General features: G+C 71.4%; 21 protein-coding genes. 11 read left to right on the top strand and 10 right to left on the bottom strand.

What is annotated here, in order from left to right; translation table 11 throughout:
- Both FB600_RS03095 and FB600_RS03090 read right to left on the bottom strand, forming a co-directional pair.
- A partial coding sequence (locus FB600_RS03095; protein WP_186467843.1) for a trehalose-6-phosphate synthase occupies nt 1-380 on the bottom strand: 380 nt, incomplete at its 3' end.
- A gap of 149 nt (nt 381-529) precedes the next feature.
- Nucleotides 530-784, bottom strand: a complete 255-nt coding sequence (locus FB600_RS03090) for a hypothetical protein (protein ID WP_013690806.1) — start codon at nt 782-784, stop codon at nt 530-532.
- Between the two features lie 367 nt (nt 785-1,151).
- On the opposite strand from FB600_RS03090, the gene FB600_RS03085 reads away from it, so the two are divergent.
- The 4 genes from FB600_RS03085 (at nt 1,152) to FB600_RS37075 (ending at nt 3,198) form a co-directional block, all read left to right on the top strand.
- Entirely contained in the window at nt 1,152-1,583 is a 432-nt protein-coding gene (locus FB600_RS03085; RefSeq protein WP_047839662.1) for an Hsp20/alpha crystallin family protein, read from the top strand.
- Nucleotides 1,584-1,617: 34 nt separating this feature from the next.
- Nucleotides 1,618-2,034, top strand: coding sequence for an Hsp20/alpha crystallin family protein (locus tag FB600_RS03080; RefSeq protein WP_105820497.1), 417 nt, complete (start codon nt 1,618-1,620; stop codon nt 2,032-2,034).
- A 438-nt stretch (nt 2,035-2,472) separates the two neighbouring features.
- Nucleotides 2,473-2,730 carry a hypothetical protein gene (locus FB600_RS03075; protein WP_124083531.1) on the top strand — a complete coding sequence of 86 codons (258 nt, stop codon included), beginning with the start codon at nt 2,473-2,475 and terminating at the stop codon, nt 2,728-2,730.
- A 282-nt stretch (nt 2,731-3,012) separates the two neighbouring features.
- Nucleotides 3,013-3,198 (top strand): hypothetical protein, encoded by a 186-nt coding sequence (locus tag FB600_RS37075; protein ID WP_186467842.1) that lies wholly within the window; start codon nt 3,013-3,015, stop codon nt 3,196-3,198.
- On the opposite strand, the gene FB600_RS03065 is transcribed toward FB600_RS37075, so the two are convergent.
- A complete protein-coding gene (locus FB600_RS03065) occupies nt 3,195-4,547 on the bottom strand; it encodes a sigma-54-dependent transcriptional regulator (RefSeq protein ID WP_145756225.1) in 1,353 nt (450 codons plus the stop codon). The two genes, FB600_RS37075 and FB600_RS03065, sit on opposite strands and share 4 nt — an antisense overlap.
- A gap of 371 nt (nt 4,548-4,918) precedes the next feature.
- Between FB600_RS03065 and FB600_RS03060 the strand changes: the two genes are divergently transcribed.
- Nucleotides 4,919-5,305, top strand: a complete 387-nt coding sequence (locus FB600_RS03060) for a hypothetical protein (protein WP_105820495.1) — start codon at nt 4,919-4,921, stop codon at nt 5,303-5,305.
- A gap of 29 nt (nt 5,306-5,334) precedes the next feature.
- Here the strand turns inward: FB600_RS03060 and FB600_RS03055 are convergent, their stop codons facing one another.
- Complete coding sequence (locus FB600_RS03055) at nt 5,335-6,657, bottom strand: cation:proton antiporter (RefSeq protein ID WP_145756224.1); 1,323 nt, start codon at nt 6,655-6,657, stop codon at nt 5,335-5,337.
- 272 nt (nt 6,658-6,929) lie between these two features.
- On the opposite strand from FB600_RS03055, the gene FB600_RS03050 reads away from it, so the two are divergent.
- Nucleotides 6,930-7,661: a glycosyltransferase gene (locus FB600_RS03050; RefSeq protein ID WP_105820493.1), complete on the top strand. Its 732-nt coding sequence runs from the start codon at nt 6,930-6,932 to the stop codon at nt 7,659-7,661.
- An 89-nt stretch (nt 7,662-7,750) separates the two neighbouring features.
- A complete protein-coding gene (locus FB600_RS03045) occupies nt 7,751-8,476 on the top strand; it encodes a PIG-L deacetylase family protein (RefSeq protein ID WP_244116409.1) in 726 nt (241 codons plus the stop codon).
- Between the two features lie 109 nt (nt 8,477-8,585).
- On the opposite strand, the gene FB600_RS03040 is transcribed toward FB600_RS03045, so the two are convergent.
- From FB600_RS03040 to FB600_RS03025, 4 genes are all read right to left on the bottom strand, one after another.
- Complete coding sequence (locus FB600_RS03040) at nt 8,586-9,254, bottom strand: SAM-dependent methyltransferase (protein WP_186467841.1); 669 nt, start codon at nt 9,252-9,254, stop codon at nt 8,586-8,588.
- Entirely contained in the window at nt 9,251-10,387 is a 1,137-nt protein-coding gene (locus FB600_RS03035) for an acyl-CoA dehydrogenase family protein (RefSeq protein WP_261383322.1), read from the bottom strand. The genes FB600_RS03040 and FB600_RS03035 overlap by 4 nt, the downstream gene beginning before the upstream one ends.
- Before the next feature lie 120 nt (nt 10,388-10,507).
- Nucleotides 10,508-11,410 (bottom strand): SDR family oxidoreductase, encoded by a 903-nt coding sequence (locus tag FB600_RS03030; protein WP_036055798.1) that lies wholly within the window; start codon nt 11,408-11,410, stop codon nt 10,508-10,510.
- A gap of 181 nt (nt 11,411-11,591) precedes the next feature.
- Nucleotides 11,592-12,674, bottom strand: a complete 1,083-nt coding sequence (locus FB600_RS03025; protein WP_145756222.1) for a catalase family protein — start codon at nt 12,672-12,674, stop codon at nt 11,592-11,594.
- Between the two features lie 183 nt (nt 12,675-12,857).
- Between FB600_RS03025 and FB600_RS03020 the strand changes: the two genes are divergently transcribed.
- Nucleotides 12,858-13,370: a BON domain-containing protein gene (locus tag FB600_RS03020; RefSeq protein WP_145756221.1), complete on the top strand. Its 513-nt coding sequence runs from the start codon at nt 12,858-12,860 to the stop codon at nt 13,368-13,370.
- 230 nt (nt 13,371-13,600) lie between these two features.
- On the top strand, nt 13,601-13,918 hold the full coding sequence (locus FB600_RS03015) for a hypothetical protein (protein WP_145756220.1): 318 nt from the start codon (nt 13,601-13,603) through the stop codon (nt 13,916-13,918).
- 61 nt (nt 13,919-13,979) lie between these two features.
- Here the strand turns inward: FB600_RS03015 and FB600_RS37070 are convergent, their stop codons facing one another.
- Nucleotides 13,980-14,120: a hypothetical protein gene (locus FB600_RS37070; protein WP_181164099.1), complete on the bottom strand. Its 141-nt coding sequence runs from the start codon at nt 14,118-14,120 to the stop codon at nt 13,980-13,982.
- An 80-nt stretch (nt 14,121-14,200) separates the two neighbouring features.
- Between FB600_RS37070 and FB600_RS03010 the strand changes: the two genes are divergently transcribed.
- Nucleotides 14,201-14,428 (top strand): hypothetical protein, encoded by a 228-nt coding sequence (locus tag FB600_RS03010; protein ID WP_145756219.1) that lies wholly within the window; start codon nt 14,201-14,203, stop codon nt 14,426-14,428.
- Nucleotides 14,421-14,666 carry a hypothetical protein gene (locus FB600_RS03005; protein ID WP_208446664.1) on the top strand — a complete coding sequence of 82 codons (246 nt, stop codon included), beginning with the start codon at nt 14,421-14,423 and terminating at the stop codon, nt 14,664-14,666. The genes FB600_RS03010 and FB600_RS03005 overlap by 8 nt, the downstream gene beginning before the upstream one ends.
- Before the next feature lie 78 nt (nt 14,667-14,744).
- Here FB600_RS03005 and FB600_RS03000 read toward each other — a convergent pair whose 3' ends face one another.
- Nucleotides 14,745-15,881 (bottom strand): glutathione-independent formaldehyde dehydrogenase, encoded by a 1,137-nt coding sequence (locus FB600_RS03000; RefSeq protein WP_105820486.1) that lies wholly within the window; start codon nt 15,879-15,881, stop codon nt 14,745-14,747.
- Nucleotides 15,882-15,923: the final 42 nt, after the last annotated feature.

Below are 15,923 nucleotides of genomic sequence, written 5' to 3'. Positions count from 1 at the left end.
TCGGGCTTGAGCAGCGGCATCAGCTTGCGCGCGAACAGGCGGTTCACGCGGCGATAGCCCTCGCTGAACTGCACGTCGAAGTTGGCCAGGTCGAGACGGTAGTGGAATACCGGCCAGAGCACGTTGTTCGCGTAGCCGAGGTAGTAGGCGTCGTAGTCGCGCTGCGAGAGGTCGATGGTGGCGAGTTCCATGTTGCCGTATTCGCGAACCTGCACCTCCTGGCGGCCGGGATCGTTGTCGGCCTCGGCGAGCTTGCCGCTCCAGCCGAACCAGATGCCGCCGCGCTGCTGCAGGCTGTCGTTGAGCGCGACGGCCAGGCCTCCCGGGGCCGAACTGTCCGGATCGGATGTCCGGTTCGATACCACGACGAGACGACTCACTTTAGCCTCCTGTATTTGATTTGAGCGTTCGGGCTTGGAATCTGATGAGCAATGCGAAGCATTCGCCGGGCCTTGCCGGCAAGTGCCTTGTCGAAGCGGGGCACGGCCCGTCAACCCATGGGGCCAGCCGCGCGGCGAACGGGCTGCCGCTAATCCGACAGATAGCGCAGCAGCAGCGCCGGGTCCGCGATGTCGAGTATCACCTTGCGCAGGATGCGGGCTCGCATGTGCTCGGCATCGAGCGTCCAGGGGCCGGCGGTGTCGTTCAGATGTCGGGTGATCGGCGCCTGCAGGGCGGCCACGGGCGCCGGCGGCAAACCGAGGCGAACGCCCAGCAGGCCGGCGACCACTTCGTCGAGCTCGATATCGAGCGGATTCGAATCGATCGTGAGGCTCAGTTTCATGATGCGTGTCCAGCAGCGGTGTGATCCGCCCGCGTCGGCCACCTGGAGCTGTCGCGGGTCCAGCGCCCGGCCATGGCTGGCGCGACGGTCGCGCGGCCCGTGCCATGGTCCGGCGGTACTCGAAATAGAGGTGGGGCGCGGGCCCTTCAAGAGGGCGCCGAAAGCCACTATGTAACAAAATATTTCTGCTTGACCGGCTCTTGAAATTTTCCTTCCCTGCGCTATGTTATGCATCGCTCAGGCAGTCGCGATTCGCGCTGCGTGTTTCGATTTGTTTGTTGATGGGGTTGCCCCACGGACGAGCGAACTGGAGCGCGTGGTCCAATTCCTCGTTCGTGTGACGCCCCGATTTTTCAAGGAGCCGATCATGAGCGATCTTTTCTTCAGTACCGACCTGCTGGGCGAGTTCGACCGCCTGCACCGGCAGATGAGCCGCCTGGCGGGTTTCCCCGCCAGCCTGCGCGCCTCGCGCAGCGAGAGTTTTCCTCCCCTCAACATCGGCGACACCGACGACAGCGTCGAGATCGTCGCGTTCGTGCCGGGCCTCGATCCGGCCACGATCGACGTCTCGATCGACAAGCGGCTGCTGACCATCAGCGGCGAGCGCAAGGCGCCCGAGCGTGAAGCCGGTGCGCGCGTCTATGCGCGCGAGCGCTTCATGGGCGCGTTCCGGCGCGTGATCGAACTGCCCCAGCATGCCGATCCCGACCGCGTCGGCGCGCGCTACGTGAACGGCTGCCTGATGATCAGCGTCGGGCGTGCCGAGGCATCCCGGCCGCGCTCGGTGTCGATTCAATGAGCTTTCACGACGATCAGAGACAATGGAGCCCATCATGACCGAGAACAGCGAACTGACCACCCAACCGAAGCGTACCGACCTGGCGCAGCGCGAGGACGCGGCCGGCGGCGCGAAGCCGACCGAGCGCATTTCGCCGGCCGTCGACATCATCGAGGACAGCCACGGCATCACGCTGTATGCCGACCTGCCCGGCGTGCCGCGCGACAAGCTCGACGTGCGCGTGGCGGACGGCAGCCTGAACATCGAGGCCGAGGCGGTGATTCCAACGCCGAGCGGGCTGCGCCTGCAGCATGGCGAGGTCCGTCATCCGCGTTTCTGGCGCGCCTTCACGCTGAGCCCCGATTTCGACGTGGCGCGCATCGACGCGCAATTGCGCGACGGCGTGCTGAAGCTGAGCATTCCACGCCGCGAGGAAGCGAAGCCGCGACGCATCGAGGTCAGCGCCGGATGAGGCGGTGAGTTCGGCGGGCCGCGCAGGCGGCACGCTAGGTGGCGCGGCCGCCCGGTCGCGCCCGTCGCCGGGCGCCGCTTGATCATGCTGGAGCGCCACGCAGACGGGGGCCGACGTGCCCATCTGATCGACAAGAGGCGCTCGTTTCTCGACCCGCCCGATCCACCGGCCATGCAACCATCTGCTCGATCGCGCGCCAGTTGCGGCGTCGGCGAGCCGGCTCGCGGCCCCGTGCGCCGGACTTCGCGTGAGGTCCGAGCACGCGCAGACGGATTCAATCGCGAGATTTTTGGAAATTGAAAACTGCTATTGCAGGGTTTTCTTCCGTTTATTAAGCTGCGTGAATCTTCGTGAATATGCGCGTGTCCCCGAGCCGCCGGTAGAAAAGGACGAAGCCGCAAAGCCCGGGACGTGCGCCTTATTTTGCGTTCGGCCATCATGAATCCACTCTCCCGAAGCCTCGTCGTCGGCACTACCCGCGTGCTCGTTGAACTGCATCCCGAGCGGTCGGTTGCCCGCATCCACGTCACCGACACCGATGGCGGCGTACCCCGCCTGCCGGTGACGATCGGCATCAAGCCATACCTGAAGGCCGGTCTGAGCCTGGAGGAGGCGCTCGACCACCTGGTCGAGATCTCGCGCGATAGCGTCGAAGTGGCGATGCTGCAGAATCAGCGCGCCCGAAGCTGCCACTGAGCGGTTTGTGTCGCGCGTGGCCGTCGGAACGGTCCACGCACGGCTCCACCGCGTTCGAGCTTGACCGCCCTGGTCTGGCGGGCTGCGGGCTCGCGCGGTTTATGGCTCGCCGTCTTCGCGCGGGGCACCGCTTGCTGGTTGCCCCTTGCCGTCACGCAGGAAACCGGCCAGGCGATCCCGCGGCGAGCTGTCGGGCGCGGCCCGTGGGGCGACGCTGCCGCTGGCCGAGCGCCGCGTGAGCCTGGGAGACGAGCGCGACGCCTCGGCCTGCCGGCGGCGCGCGTGACCTACCACTACGACGACAACCACCGCTGCATGATCCACGCGCTGGCGCGGATCTCGGGCTCGCTCGCGGCGGGCGGCGCGCGAGCCCGGCGCCGTTGTGGCGGGCGCCGCGCCGAAGGATGGCGCGTCGCGAACCGCGTCCGCGGCGAGGGTGCCGCTGGCGGCGCTGCGCCCGGCGCCTAGCCGCCCTCGGCCGGATCGGCGGCGAGCCGGCTATAGAGCGTCTTGAGGCTGATGCCGAGCATCTCCGCGGCATGGGCCTTGACGCCCGCGCAATGCGCCAGGGTGGCCGCCACCAGGCGGCGATCCATCTCGTCGAGCGGCACGGCCAGCGGCACCGAGACCGATTCGCCCGGCACCTGCGCGGCCTGCGTCAGCTCGTCGATGATCGGCAGGGGCAGCGTGTCGATCAGCTCGCCCTCGCAGAAGATCGCCGCGCGCTGCACCAGGTTGCGCAGCTCTCGCACATTGCCGCGCCAGTTGCGCTGGCGCATCTCGCGCCTGGCCGCCTCCGAGAATCGCAAGGCGCGGCCCGCCTGCTGGTTGAGCGCCGCCAGGAAGTCCTCGGCCAGCAGCACCACGTCGTCCTCGCGCTCGCGCAGCGGCGGCAGCGCGATCGGGAACACGTTGAGGCGGTGATAGAGGTCGGCGCGCAGCGTGCCCTCGTCGATCGAGGCGAGCGGATCGCGATTGGTGGCCGCCACGATACGCACGTCCACCTCCACCTCGCGCGCGCCGCCCAGGCGCATCACGCGGCGCGTCTCCAGCACGCGCAGCAGGCGCACCTGCAGCTCGATCGGCATCTCGGTGATCTCGTCGAGGAACAGGGTGCCGCCGTCGGCGCGCTCGAAGAAGCCGCGATGATCGCGCTCGGCGCCGGTGAAGCTGCCGCGCTCGTGGCCGAACATCTCGCTCTCGATCAGGTTGGCCGGCAGCGCGCCGCAGTTGATCGCCACGAAGGGCTGGTCGTGGCGCGGGCTCAGGTCGTGCACGGTCTGCGCGGCGAGCTCCTTGCCGGTACCCGATTCTCCAGTCAGCAGCACCGAGGCGGAGGTGCCGGCCACGCGCGCGATCGCATCGTAGACGCCAAGCATGGCCGGCGAGCGGCCCAGCATGCGGCCGAAGCGCGAGGAGCGGCGCAGCTCGGCGGCCAACGCCTCGAGATTGTCGGCGCGCTGTTCCTGGCGCGCCACGCGCGAGAGCAGGCGCTGCACGCGCTCCATGTTGAACGGCTTCACCAGGTAGTCGCTGGCGCCGAGGCGGATCGCGCGGATCGCGGTGTCGAGCGAGGCATTGCCGGTGGCGACCACGAATTCGCAGCGCTCCCGGGGCAATTCGTCGAGCAGCGACAGGCCGCTGCCGTCGGGCAGCATCAGGTCGCAGAGCACCAGGCTCGGCAAGCGCGCGGCGATCCGCTCGCGCGCTTGCCCGAGCGAGTCGGCGGTATCGCAGGGCAGGTCCTGCGAGGCGGCGAAGGCCGCCATGGCCGCGCGGATGTCCGCGTCGTCGTCGACCACCAGGATGTGGGGCATGGGCTGTCTTGTCGTGGAGGGACGCAAGCGATTGCGGATCATGGCTTGCCGGATCGGGCCGGCAGTCGAAGGATGGCTGCAAGTTCCAGACCAGGGGCGCGATGCGCCGGCAGGCAAGGCGCGAGGCGCGGCGCCGGATCGAAAATCGCATCGGGCGAGCATTTTTTTCAAAACCGCGCCGGTTCCTGCACGGCTGCCGGGGCGTTGGCGCATCGACGGTCCGGCGGCGGAAGTCGAGACGCGCCTGCCGGATTCCGCCGCCAAGCCAGCCCCGGGGCGGGCTGCCTCGCCCGCCGCCGCGCTTCGCTGCCGGGGCAGGCAAGGCAGTTGCGAAACGTCGGCGATGTCCATTCACGACAAGGAGCCGGCGCATGCAGGGAACACTTGGAAAGAAGAGCGGTTTCGCGATCGCCACCGTGGTGGTGGTGGCGGGCGTGCTGGCCTATACGGCCTACATGGCGAGTTCGGGCGCGCAGCGCAGCCGGGCGACCGACGAGACACAACGTGCCGATCGCTTCGTGCAGGCCTGCGGGCGCATCGACCGCGACGAGGGAATTCCCGACTGCGTGCGCTACTACAACGACACGCTCGACGTGGTGTATGCCGACAAGAGCGGCAAGTGGCCGTTTACGGGCGGCCCCGACCAGGCCGGTTACCAGGCCACCTACCAGAAGCTGGCGGCTCGCACCCAGGCCTACAACGAGCGGCTTGGCAACGGCGCGCAGCGGCTGGAACTGCATCCCTACCCGCAGCAGTAGCGGGCGCGGCCCGGCGCGCCGCGCGCGCCTCAGTCTTGCGATCGCGCGTGGCGGTGATAGCGGTTCATCAGCGGCGTGGCCGAGATGCCGTGCGCGACCACCGACAGCGCGATGATCGCCAGCACCACCGGCGCGAGCGGCCGCGCCGCGGCCGGCGCGTATTCCAGCGCGAACAGCAGGTAGTAGAACGAACCGATGCCGCGGATCCCGAACCAGCCCACCAGCCGTCGCTGGGTCGGGCTGGTCGGCGAGCCGGCCAGCGAGACGGCCACCGCGAGCGGGCGGATCAGCAGCATCAGCGCCGCGGCCACCGCGAGCATCGGCCACCAGCCGCGGGCCGTCATCAGGCCCGGCAGCAGGCTGCCGATCATCGTCATCACCACCACCTCGGCGATCCGTTCCAGTTCGATGGTAAAACCGAGCACCGATTCGGCCATGTAGGCGTGGGCGCGCTGCGGGTCCTGCTCGGTGGCGCCCACGTCGGTGGAGTCGATGGTGCCGATCACCTCGCGCGGTGCGCTCGGGCCGCTGGCGCGATGCTCGACGCGGCGCATCGCGACGCCGGCGGCGAAGGCCGACAGGAAGCCGAAGCCGTGCGCGAGCTGGGCCAGGCCGAAGGCCACCACGATCAGCCCGAGCGCGAAGAAGCCTTCCAGGCCGAGCGCCTGCGAATGATGCGTGCGCAACCAGGTGACGCCGCGCAGGGTGAGCCAGCCGAGCGCGGCGCCGATCGCCAGCGCGCCGCCGATGCCCCAGGCCACCTCCAGCGCGTAGTGCAGCGAAGCGGGCGATGCGCCGCCGATCAGCTCGGCATGGCCGCACAGCGCGAGTCCGGCCAGCACGAAGGGCAGCGAGATGCCGTCGTTGAGGCCGCCCTCGCCGGACAACGCGAAGCGCACCAGGTCCACGTCGCCGGGGTTGCGCACCTGCACGTCGTGGGCGAGCACCGGGTCGGTGGGGGCGAGCATCGCCGCGAGCAACAGCGCCGGGCCCCAGGCCAGGCCCAGCAGCGGCATGGCCACGGCGGCCAGCAGCGGCACCGTGACGATCATCGCGACGAACCCGAGCCGCACCGGCAGCAGCCAGAGCCGGTCCAGCGCGGCCACCCGCAGGCGCAGGCCGATCGCGAACAGCGACACCAGCAGGGCCACCTCGGTGATCTGCCTGAGCAGCTTCGCGTCGCGCCCGAGATCGAGATCCATCATGCCGAGCCCGGCCGGCCCGAGCGCGGCGCCCACCGCGAGATAGATCATCGCGGTGCTGCAGGGCAGCCGATGCAGGGCCGAACTCAGCACGCCGACCGCGATCAGCACCCCGCCGACCAGCAGATACCAGAGGGTTTCATGAAGCATCGGCGTTCCTCCCTGAAGGGCGGCCGAGGGCCCCGCGGTGGCGGGATCGATGGCCGCGAATGATTGCTGCGGGGTCCGAAATGGGATGACGGGCCCGACAGGATGCTGCGTGCGCCTCGCCCGCGATTTCTTCAATCGACCGCCGTGCCGTGCAGAAAGTTGCGCCTGCCACGATCCCGGGCCCGCCTCGGGCAGGCGATCCGCGCGAGGCGGCGGCTGGGCATCGAAATTGCGATTTCGTGTCGATCGATGGTCCGGACCCAGGAGCAAGCATGATCGGTATCGTGATACCCGCGCACAACGAGGCAAGGCGGCTCGCGCGCTGCCTGGCGGCCGCCGTCGCGGCGGCGCGGCATCCCGCGCTGGCGGAGGAGGTGGTGCGCATCGTGGTGGTGCTCGACAGTTGCAGCGACGCCTCGGCGCGGATCGCGGCGCGGTACCCGGTCGAGGTGCTGGGCGTGGAGGCGCGCAAGGTGGGCGTGGCGCGCGCCACCGGCGCCGCGCATCTGCTGCGGCTCGGCGCGCGCTGGCTGGCCTTCACCGACGCGGACAGCCGCGTCGCGCCCGACTGGCTGGCCGTGCAACTCTCGCTCGGCGCCGACGCCGTATGCGGCACGGTGGCCGTGGACGACTGGCGCGGCCATCCCGCCTGCGTGCGCGAGCATTGGCGCCGGACCTATCGCGATGTGGACGGACATCGTCACGTGCATGGCGCGAACCTCGGCGTGAGCGCGCAGGCATATCGGCGCGCCGGCGGTTTTCCGCCGTTGGCCTGCGACGAGGACGTGATGCTGGTCGACCTGCTGGCGGCGACCGGCGCCACCATCGCCTGGAGCGCCGCGCCGCGCGTGAGCACCAGCGCGCGGGCCGACTCGCGAGCACGCGGCGGTTTCGGCGACACGCTGGAAGCCTGGGCGCGGGTCGACGGCGCGGCCGTCGCGTCGGGCCTGCCGCTCGCGCCGGCCGTGGCCGATTCTGGCGATGCCGCGCCGCAGCTGCGATGAGGCGGCCGATCCAGGAGGCCAGCGACCAGCGTGGCGCCCCATCGCCCGTCCAGGCGTGTCGGCGAGGCCAGGCGAGCGGCGAAGCCGCCGTGCTGCCCGACACGACGCGCGACGAGCGCGCGCCGCTGTTCGTGGTCTCGCCGCACCTGGACGACGCCGTGTTCGGCTGCGCCGCCTTGCTGGCGGCGCGGCCCGGCGCGGTGGTCTGCACCGTGTTCGCGGGCACGCCCGCGGTGCCGCAGCGGCAGCCCTGGGACCGGGCGGCGGGTTTCGCCGATTCCACCGCCGCGATGGACGAGCGGCGCCGCGAGGACGAGCGCGCGCTGGCCTGGTGCGCGGCACGCGGCGTGTGCCTGGATTTCCTCGACGCGCAATACGGCGCCTCGCCCGAGGTGCCGGCCCTGGCCGAGGCGCTGGCCGGGCAACTGGCGCGGCATGCCGGCGCCGCGCCACTGCTGCCGCTCGGCCTGCGCCATCCCGATCATCGGCGCGTCGCGGCGGCCTGGCTCGCGTTGCTGCGCGCGGGTCGGGTCGGCGCTTGCCTGGTCTACGAGGAGGCGATCCATCGCGCCGCGCCCGACGAAACGCGGCGGCGCCTGGCCGAGCTGGAGCGCGCCGGCCTGGAGATCACGCCGCTCGGCGTCGATTGGTGCCCCGATCGCGAGGCGAGGCGCGCGCGCGGCATCAAGCGGCGCGCGGTGGCGGCCTATGCGAGCCAGTTGCGCGCGTTCGGCGGGACGCCGCTGGCCGATCTCGAGCGGCCCGAGCGCTACTGGCGCATGGAATGGCGCGGCGCGACGCGCTGCACGACTTGAAGAGGATCCCGCCTCGAGGCGCGCGTTGCCGGGTTCTCGCGGCCGCGCATTGGTTCGCCGCGAGGCGAAGCACGCCGCGGTCGTCGCGGCAGCCCGCCGGCGCGCGGCCCTAGCGATCCGCGGCATCGCCCCGGCGCTGCTCGCGCCGCGCCAGGCTGGCCGGCTCCGCGCTCCACACGTCGAGCAGGAAATCGGCATCGTCGACATGCGTCACCACCTCCAGCGCGGCACGACGCGCGGCCTGCGCGAAGCGCGCGTGCACCGCGCCGCCGCCGATGCGCATGTCCTCGGCGCCATGCCGCCAGTGGCAGCACGCCAGCGTGCCGTCGTGCTCCAGCGAGGCGCAGGCCAGGCGCGCCAGCGCCGCGCAAGCCGGCTCGTCGAGGTAGTAGCCGAATTCGCTGATCACGATCAGGTCGAAGCGCGCCTCGGGCCAGTCGTCCGGCATCGCGCGCGTCTCCACGCGGGCCTGCGCGAAGGGCGCGAGCCGGCGCCGCGCGAGCGCCACCGCGCACGGCGCGAAATCGGCCGACAGCAGCGTCTCGCAGCGCGGCGCGAGCTCGGCCGACAGCTCGCCGTTGGCGCAGCCGGGCTCGAAGGCGCGGCGATAGCGTTGGCGCGGCAACGCGGCCAGCAGCAGGGCCCGCTTGCGCGCCTCGTACCAACTGCTGCGATAGCGCCAGGGATCGTCCTGCGCGGCGAACTTCGCGTCGAATTCGGCTTGCCGCGCGCGGCGCTCGTGCACGGCCGCGATGGCTTCGCTACGTTGCGCCCTCATAGACGCCAGTCCTCCCGCGCCTGGGCCAGCGCCGCGCCAAGCGCGGCCAGGTCGCGCTCGGCATGGCTCTGGCGCATGAACACGGGCAGGTCGGCCGCCATCCGCGCGAACCAGCGGTCGCGGCACAGGGGGCCCGCGCCGAGTCCACGCAGCGCGGCGCGCAGCACCGCCTCGGCGGCGTGCTCGACGGCGCCGCGCGTGCGCAGCGCGAGCGCCGTCGCATCGGCGCGCGGGTTCGCGTCGATCGTTTGCGCCGCCTCGCGCAGCAGGGCGCGCGCGGCGCTCAGCGCCACGTCGGCGGCGCCGAGATGGGCCTGCAGATGCGGATCCTCGCGCCGCGCCGCCGCCTCGCGAAGGCGCGTGGCCAGCGCGACGGCCGCGCCGTACCAGCAGGCGGCGATGCCGGCGCCGCCGTGCCAGAAGCCGGGGCGCCGCAGGTAGCCGCCTGGCGGCCCGACCAGCCAGGCGGTCGCGTCGGCGAAATCGACCTCGACGCTCTGCGTGGCGCGCATGCCCAGCGCCTCCCAGCCGCGCGTGCTGACCGTCACGCCGGGTTGCCGCATCGGCACGACGGCGAGGCGGTCGTGGCCGGCTTCGTCGAGGCAGGTGAGCAGGGCGGTGTCGACGCAGGCCGCGCCCGAGCACCAGGCCTTGGTGCCGGCGAGGCGCACCGCCGTGCCTTCCCCCTCGCGATGCGTGACGCGTAGTTCCTGGCCCGGCATGCGCGCCGCCCACACGGCCAGCAGCCCGGGCTCGGGTTCGGGCTCATTCCGGGCCGGCAGCGCATCCAGCTCGGCCAGGATCGCCTCAGCATCGGCATGGGCCTCGTAGAGCTTGACCAGCGGCAGGTCGTGGGCGGCGACGCTGGCCAGGAAGCGCCAGCGCGCCAGCGTGTCGCCCGCGCCGGGCCGCGGCAGCGACGGCCAGGCGGCGGCCAGGCGATGCGCCGCCGAGGCGAGCGCGGCGTCGTCGAGCGGGGCCGGCATGCCGGCCAGCAGCGCATCGAGTTCGGCGAGGTCCGGCACGCGATCGCGCCGGGCGGCTTGCGCCGGAGCACGCGCGACGGCCGGGCGGCGCGGCGCCGGTTGCCGCGGCGGCTCGTTGCGTGGCTGGGTTTGCGGGCTTGGCGTCATGGTTCCTCCCTGTTCATGCGGTGATCGATATGGCGAGCAAGCGCGATGCCGGCTCCCGGCGCGTCGATTCCGGAACGCGGCGGAAATTGCCCGCCTTGTCGTTTCTCCCCGCGCCGCCGCTCAGGGCAGATGATTGCCGCCGGTCACGCCATACACCTCGCCGGTCACGTAGCTCGATTCCTGCGAGGCCAGCAGCACGTAGACGGGCGCGAGTTCGGCCGGCTGCCCCGGGCGCTTGATGGGCGCTTCCGAGCCGAACACCTCGACCTTTTCCTGGGGCTGGCCGCCGCTGGGCTGCAGCGGGGTCCAGATCGGCCCCGGCGCCACCGCGTTGACGCGCACGCCCTGGTCGATCACCTGCTTGGCGAAGGCGTGCGTGAAGGCGGTGATGGCGGCCTTGGTGGACGCGTAGTCGAGCAGGCCGGGGCTGGGCTGGTAGCTCTGGATCGAGGTGGTGTTGATGATGGTCGCGCCCGGCGGCAGGTGTGGCAGGGCCGCCTTGCAGAGCCAGAACATCGCGAACACGTTGGTGCGGAAGGTGGCCTCGAGCTGCTCGGTGGGCAGGTCTGCGATCTTCTCGACGTAGACCTGCTTGCCGGCCACGTTGACGAGGATGTCGAGCCCGCCGAGGTTGGCCACGGCCTCGTCGACCAGCCGCTGGCAGAAGGCCTCGTCGCCGATGTCGCCGGGCAGCGCGATGGCCTTGTGGCCGGCCGCCTCGACCAGCTCCACCACCTCGCGCGCGTCGGCTTCCTCGCTGGGCAGGTAGTTCAGGGCGAGGTCCGCGCCCTCGCGCGCGAAGGCGATCGCCACGGCCCGGCCGATGCCGCTGTCGGCGCCGGTGATCAGGGCGCGGCGGCCCTTCAGGCGGCCCGAGCCGCGATAGCTCTGCTCGCCGTGGTCGGGCTTCGGGCGCATCTCGCGGGCCAGGCCCGGCGCCGGTTGCGGCTGCTTCTCGAAGTCGGGACGCGGGTACTGGGTGAGCGGGTCGCGCATGGTGGTCTGGTCGGTGTGATCGGTCATGGATCGGTTCCTCCTGGCAGATGAAAGTCGGGTGCCGGGGCGTTCGCCGGCACGTGGTTCGTTGTCGACGCAACGACCATGCCTCGTCGTGCGCATATGACGAGCCGCATCGATGCGGTGCCATGCTGCGCGCCTTGCCTCGCCCGAAGCCGGGGCGGCGACGTGGCTGGCGCCGCGCGTATCAAGCGTGTACCGGGCAGCCGTTGAAGCGGCTGCGATACGCGGCGGACGCTTCGTAGAGGCTGCGGCGCACGCGCATCACGCCGCCCAGCGGACGATGCGCGGCCAGCCCGTGCCAGGGGCTGAACACCATGCCGTCGTCGATCGCCGCCGAGCGCGCTCCGCTCCAGGCCGGTTGCGGCGCCACGCGGAGCGTCGCGACGCGCAGATACGGGCTCAGGTCCTCGGGCCAGACCACCGAGGCGTCCTCGATCGGCATCTTCTCGATGTCGGTGGCCAACTGCACGCGCAGCTCCCATTCGCCGCCGTGCACGGCGAAGAAGGCCTCGATCTCCTCGCGCAAGGCGTTCGGCCGGCCTTTCAGGTCGATCGGCGCGTCCCGCAAGGCCAGCAGTTCCGGCGACACCGGCACCACGGCGAGCTTGGCGAAATACGGCCCGTGCAGGCAGGGCGCGCAGGTGTAGAAGCGCTCGCCGAGGATGTGCGTGGCCGGATGGCCGCCGAGATTCCTCAGCGTCGCGCTTTCGCCGCCGAGCGCCTCGAACGCGCGTTCGGCGCCGCGCATCACGGCCGACAGCGCCTTCTTGCCGCCGGGCGCGCGATCGGTGGTCTTCGACAGCATCGCCAGGCTGCGCACGAAGGCCTTCGGTGTCGCCGCCGCGAATGCCGGGGCGTTGACCATCACGAAGTCCTGCGTGGTATGTGCCTCGCTGCCCGGCAGGCGCTCGCCGTCGACCTCGGCGATCTTCAGCGCCAGGCCGCGCGGCGTCGATACCGCGTCGTCCAGCACGTCGCCGGGGTTGGTCGACAGGCGCAGCGTCACGGGATGGCTGCCGCGACGCGCGAACACGCCGTGCGCCAGCGCCGGCGGAAGCTCGCCGTCCACCGTCAGTTCGCCTTCCAGCAGGCCGTGGCTCTTGGCATGCACGCTGCGCACCGCATGCGCGTAGTCGCGCGAGGTGGTGGTCTGGATGTCCTCGAGGGCGGCGAGCAGTTGCCGGGTGGTGTCGGCCTCGTCGTCGGGGATCCGCTCGAACATCGGGTCGAATGGCAAGGGCGGGATGCGTAACTGGGGCACATTCATCGGAACTCCGGAGGATCGGCTGCAATCCCGCTCTCGCGCAATCGATGTGCCCGGGCAAGGGCGGCACGATGCTTGCGTATTGATTGCGTGTTGGCGGCGTGGATCGCGCGGCGGGCCCGCGCTTGCGAGCCTGCCGCGCATATCGCCGACCACCCCCGACCACCCTGTTTCGTGGAGGCCACCATGACATTCCGACTTCATTTCGCCGCGCATCATGCGGGCTTGGACTGGCGCCGCCTCGGCGCGCTGCCGATTACCGAGGGGCCCGCCGCAGGCGGGGCGGGACCAAGCCTGATGACGGCCGCCTCCGGCGCGGACGACGAGCCCGGCGCGCCGCGCGACGATCCGCACAATCCGGCGGTGCCGCGCGAGGGCCGCGACGACGATGCCGGGATCGACCGCGCCGTGCGCGAGGCGATTGCCCCGGTTCTGGATGCCGGCGCGGGCCGCGTCTCGATCGCCGTGCGCCAGGCGCACGTCACGCTGGAAGGCAAGGTGCCGACCGACGCGCTGCGCGAGGCGATCGGCCGTGCCGCCGCGCAATGCCCCGCGGTGGCGAGCGTGGACAACCGGCTCGCGGTCGAACCTATCGGCGGCGCCTCGGTGGTGTTGACGCCCGAGCGCCGCACCGTCACCCACTCGGACGAATCCGGTTCGACGCCCGCGCCGGGCAAGCGGGAGCGCGGGCGCGACTGATGGGGGCATCGAGGTGCGTCGGCGAGTCGGATGACGCGGTACTTTCTGCAAGACTTGTCAAAACCGCCTGCCGCACCGCGCCCTGGTTCCTCGCGCGGCGATGGATCTGGGCCCTGCCGCTGGCCATCGTCGCGCAGCCGGGATGCCTCGTCGGCTTGTCGCCGATCTGTTGCATCTCCGGAACACCCATTGCGTGCCCTGGATTTCCTCAATCCGAAAGAGATCCTTCCATGCATCGCATCTCCCGACCCTTGCTTCGCTCGGCCACGGCCGCTTCGCTGCTGGTGCTGGCCGGCATGTCCGCCGGCGCCCAGGCACAGACCACCGCGCGGCCCGCGCCGACCAGTACCACCCAGGCGCCGACGCGCACCCCGCCCGGCGCGCGCGGCGAGGATCCGCATTACCCGGCCTCGGGCACGCAGGGCCAGGACAGCGGCGCGGCGATGCGCAGCCGCGCCGACCCGGGCATGCACCCGATGGCGCCCGGCGGCGCGGGCAGCGGCATGTCGGGCGCCGGCAGCGGCAATCGTCCGGCCAACGGCAATTGACCGTGAGCGCGGCGAATCGAGGCGCGCTCCAGCGGTGCGCCATGACGAGTGTCTCGATGCGTCAGGCCGGAGCGACGAGGTCCGCTTCGATGCGGTGACCAAGCGCGGAATCGCGCCGGCGAGCGATGCGATCGCGCGGATCGCCGTCGACGCGGTCGATCCTGTCGGCCGGCATTGCATTGCCGGCGCAATCGAGCGCCATCGGTGCCGGCGCGCAGCGCACTATCCGCGGTACATGTCTTGCGCGCTTCCTGGCTTCACCCACCGCCCACAGGAGCGACGATGAACCGAATCCATTCCGGCCGGACCTTCCGCATGTCCCCGACCCAGATCCCGCCGATGCCCGATCCCGATGTCGAGGACCTGCCGGAGCAGGACGACCTGCCCGAGACGCCTCCCGAACCGCTGCGCGATCCCGAACGCGTGCCGCCGCTGCCGGTCAACGCGGTCCGGCGGACCCTGTCGGGGCGGGCGGCGGATCGTGGCCCGCACGGCGCGCGCCATGCCTGAGCACCCCACCGAGCCGGCGGCGCCGGCATCGAGCCGGGGCCGGCCGCTGGCCATGCTGCGCTACGCGGCGGTCTGTCTGCTGGTGGCGGTCATCGCCGGCGTGCGCGGCTTCGGCATCTTCGCCGGCGCGTCCGGCGCGGGCGTGTCGAACGCGATGGCGCTGGTCGAGCGGATCGGCTGCATCGCGCTGCTGGTGGTCGCGCTCGGGCTGTTCGTGGCGGCCGTGCGGCGTCGTTGAAGCGCGGCGGCGAGCCGCTCGCCGCCTGTTTCGCGACGAGGCGCGGCACGCCGCCATCGATGCCGCGCTCGTCGCCGCCTAGGCAGCCGGCTTGAGCACCACCTTGGTCCAGCCGTCCTCGCGCGCATCGAACTTCCGGTAGCCTTCCGGCGCCTGCTCCAGCGGCAGCTCGTGCGAGATGATCCGCGAGGGCTGCACGCGGCCGGCCTGGATCAGGTCGCGCAGCTTGCGGTTGTAGGCCTTGACGTTGGCCTGACCGGTGGCGATGCGCTGGCCCTTCATCCAGAACGGGCCGAAGTCGAAGGCCAGCTTGCCCTGCCGGGCCAGCTTGTCCGGCGAGCCCGGATCCTCGGCCACGAACACGCCCACCACGCCGATCCCGCCGGTCGGCCGCACCGCCTTGACCAGCGCATTGAGCGTGGCATGCGGCACCTCGCGGCCATGGCAACTGCACTGGTAGCCGACGCATTCGCAGCCGCGATCGGCGCCTTCGCCGCCGGTCAGCTCCAGCACGCGATCGATCGCGCCGCCGTCGCTGTCGTCGATCGGGATCGCATCGAGCCGCTCGGCCAGCGCGAGCCGGTCGGCGTGGGTGTCGACCACCATCACCTTGGCGGCGCCGCGCAGGCGCGCCGACATCGCCGCCATCAGGCCGACCGGGCCGGCGCCGTAGATCACCACGCTGTCGCCGGGTTCGACGCCGGCCAGCATGGTGGCGTGATAGCCGGTGGGGAAGATGTCCGACAGCATCACGTAGTCGTTCTCCTTTTCCTCGGCGTCGGGCGGCAGCAGCAGGCAGTTGAAGTCGCCGAAGGGCACGCGCAGCAGCTCGGCCTGGCCGCCGCTGTAGGGGCCCATGCCGGCGAAGCCATAGGCCGCGCCGGCCATGCCGGGGTTGGCGGTCAGGCAGAAGCCGGTCAGGCCGCGCTCGCAGTTCTTGCAGAAGCCGCAGCCGACGTTGAAGGGCAGGCAGACGCGGTCGCCCACCTTGACGCGCTCCACGCCCTGGCCGACCTCGATCACCACGCCGAGGTTCTCGTGGCCGAGGATGCGGCCGGCTTCCATGTCGGTGCGGCCCTCGTACATGTGCAGGTCCGATCCGCAGATATTGGTGGTGGTGATCTTCACCAGCACGTCGGTCGGTTTCTCGATCCTCGCGTCCGGCATGTTCCTGACCTTGACGTTCCTCGGTCCTTCGTAGACAAGTGCTTTCATGGTGGCTCCGGGTGACTGGATTGGGGCGCACGGCGGTTGCCG

Origin of the sequence: Burkholderia sp. SJZ089 (assembly GCF_007828315.1) — a bacterium.
GTDB lineage: Bacteria > Pseudomonadota > Gammaproteobacteria > Burkholderiales > Burkholderiaceae > Burkholderia > Burkholderia gladioli.
The sequence above is the reverse complement of the archived record's forward strand: the minus strand, read 5'-3'. Positions and strand labels throughout refer to the sequence as shown.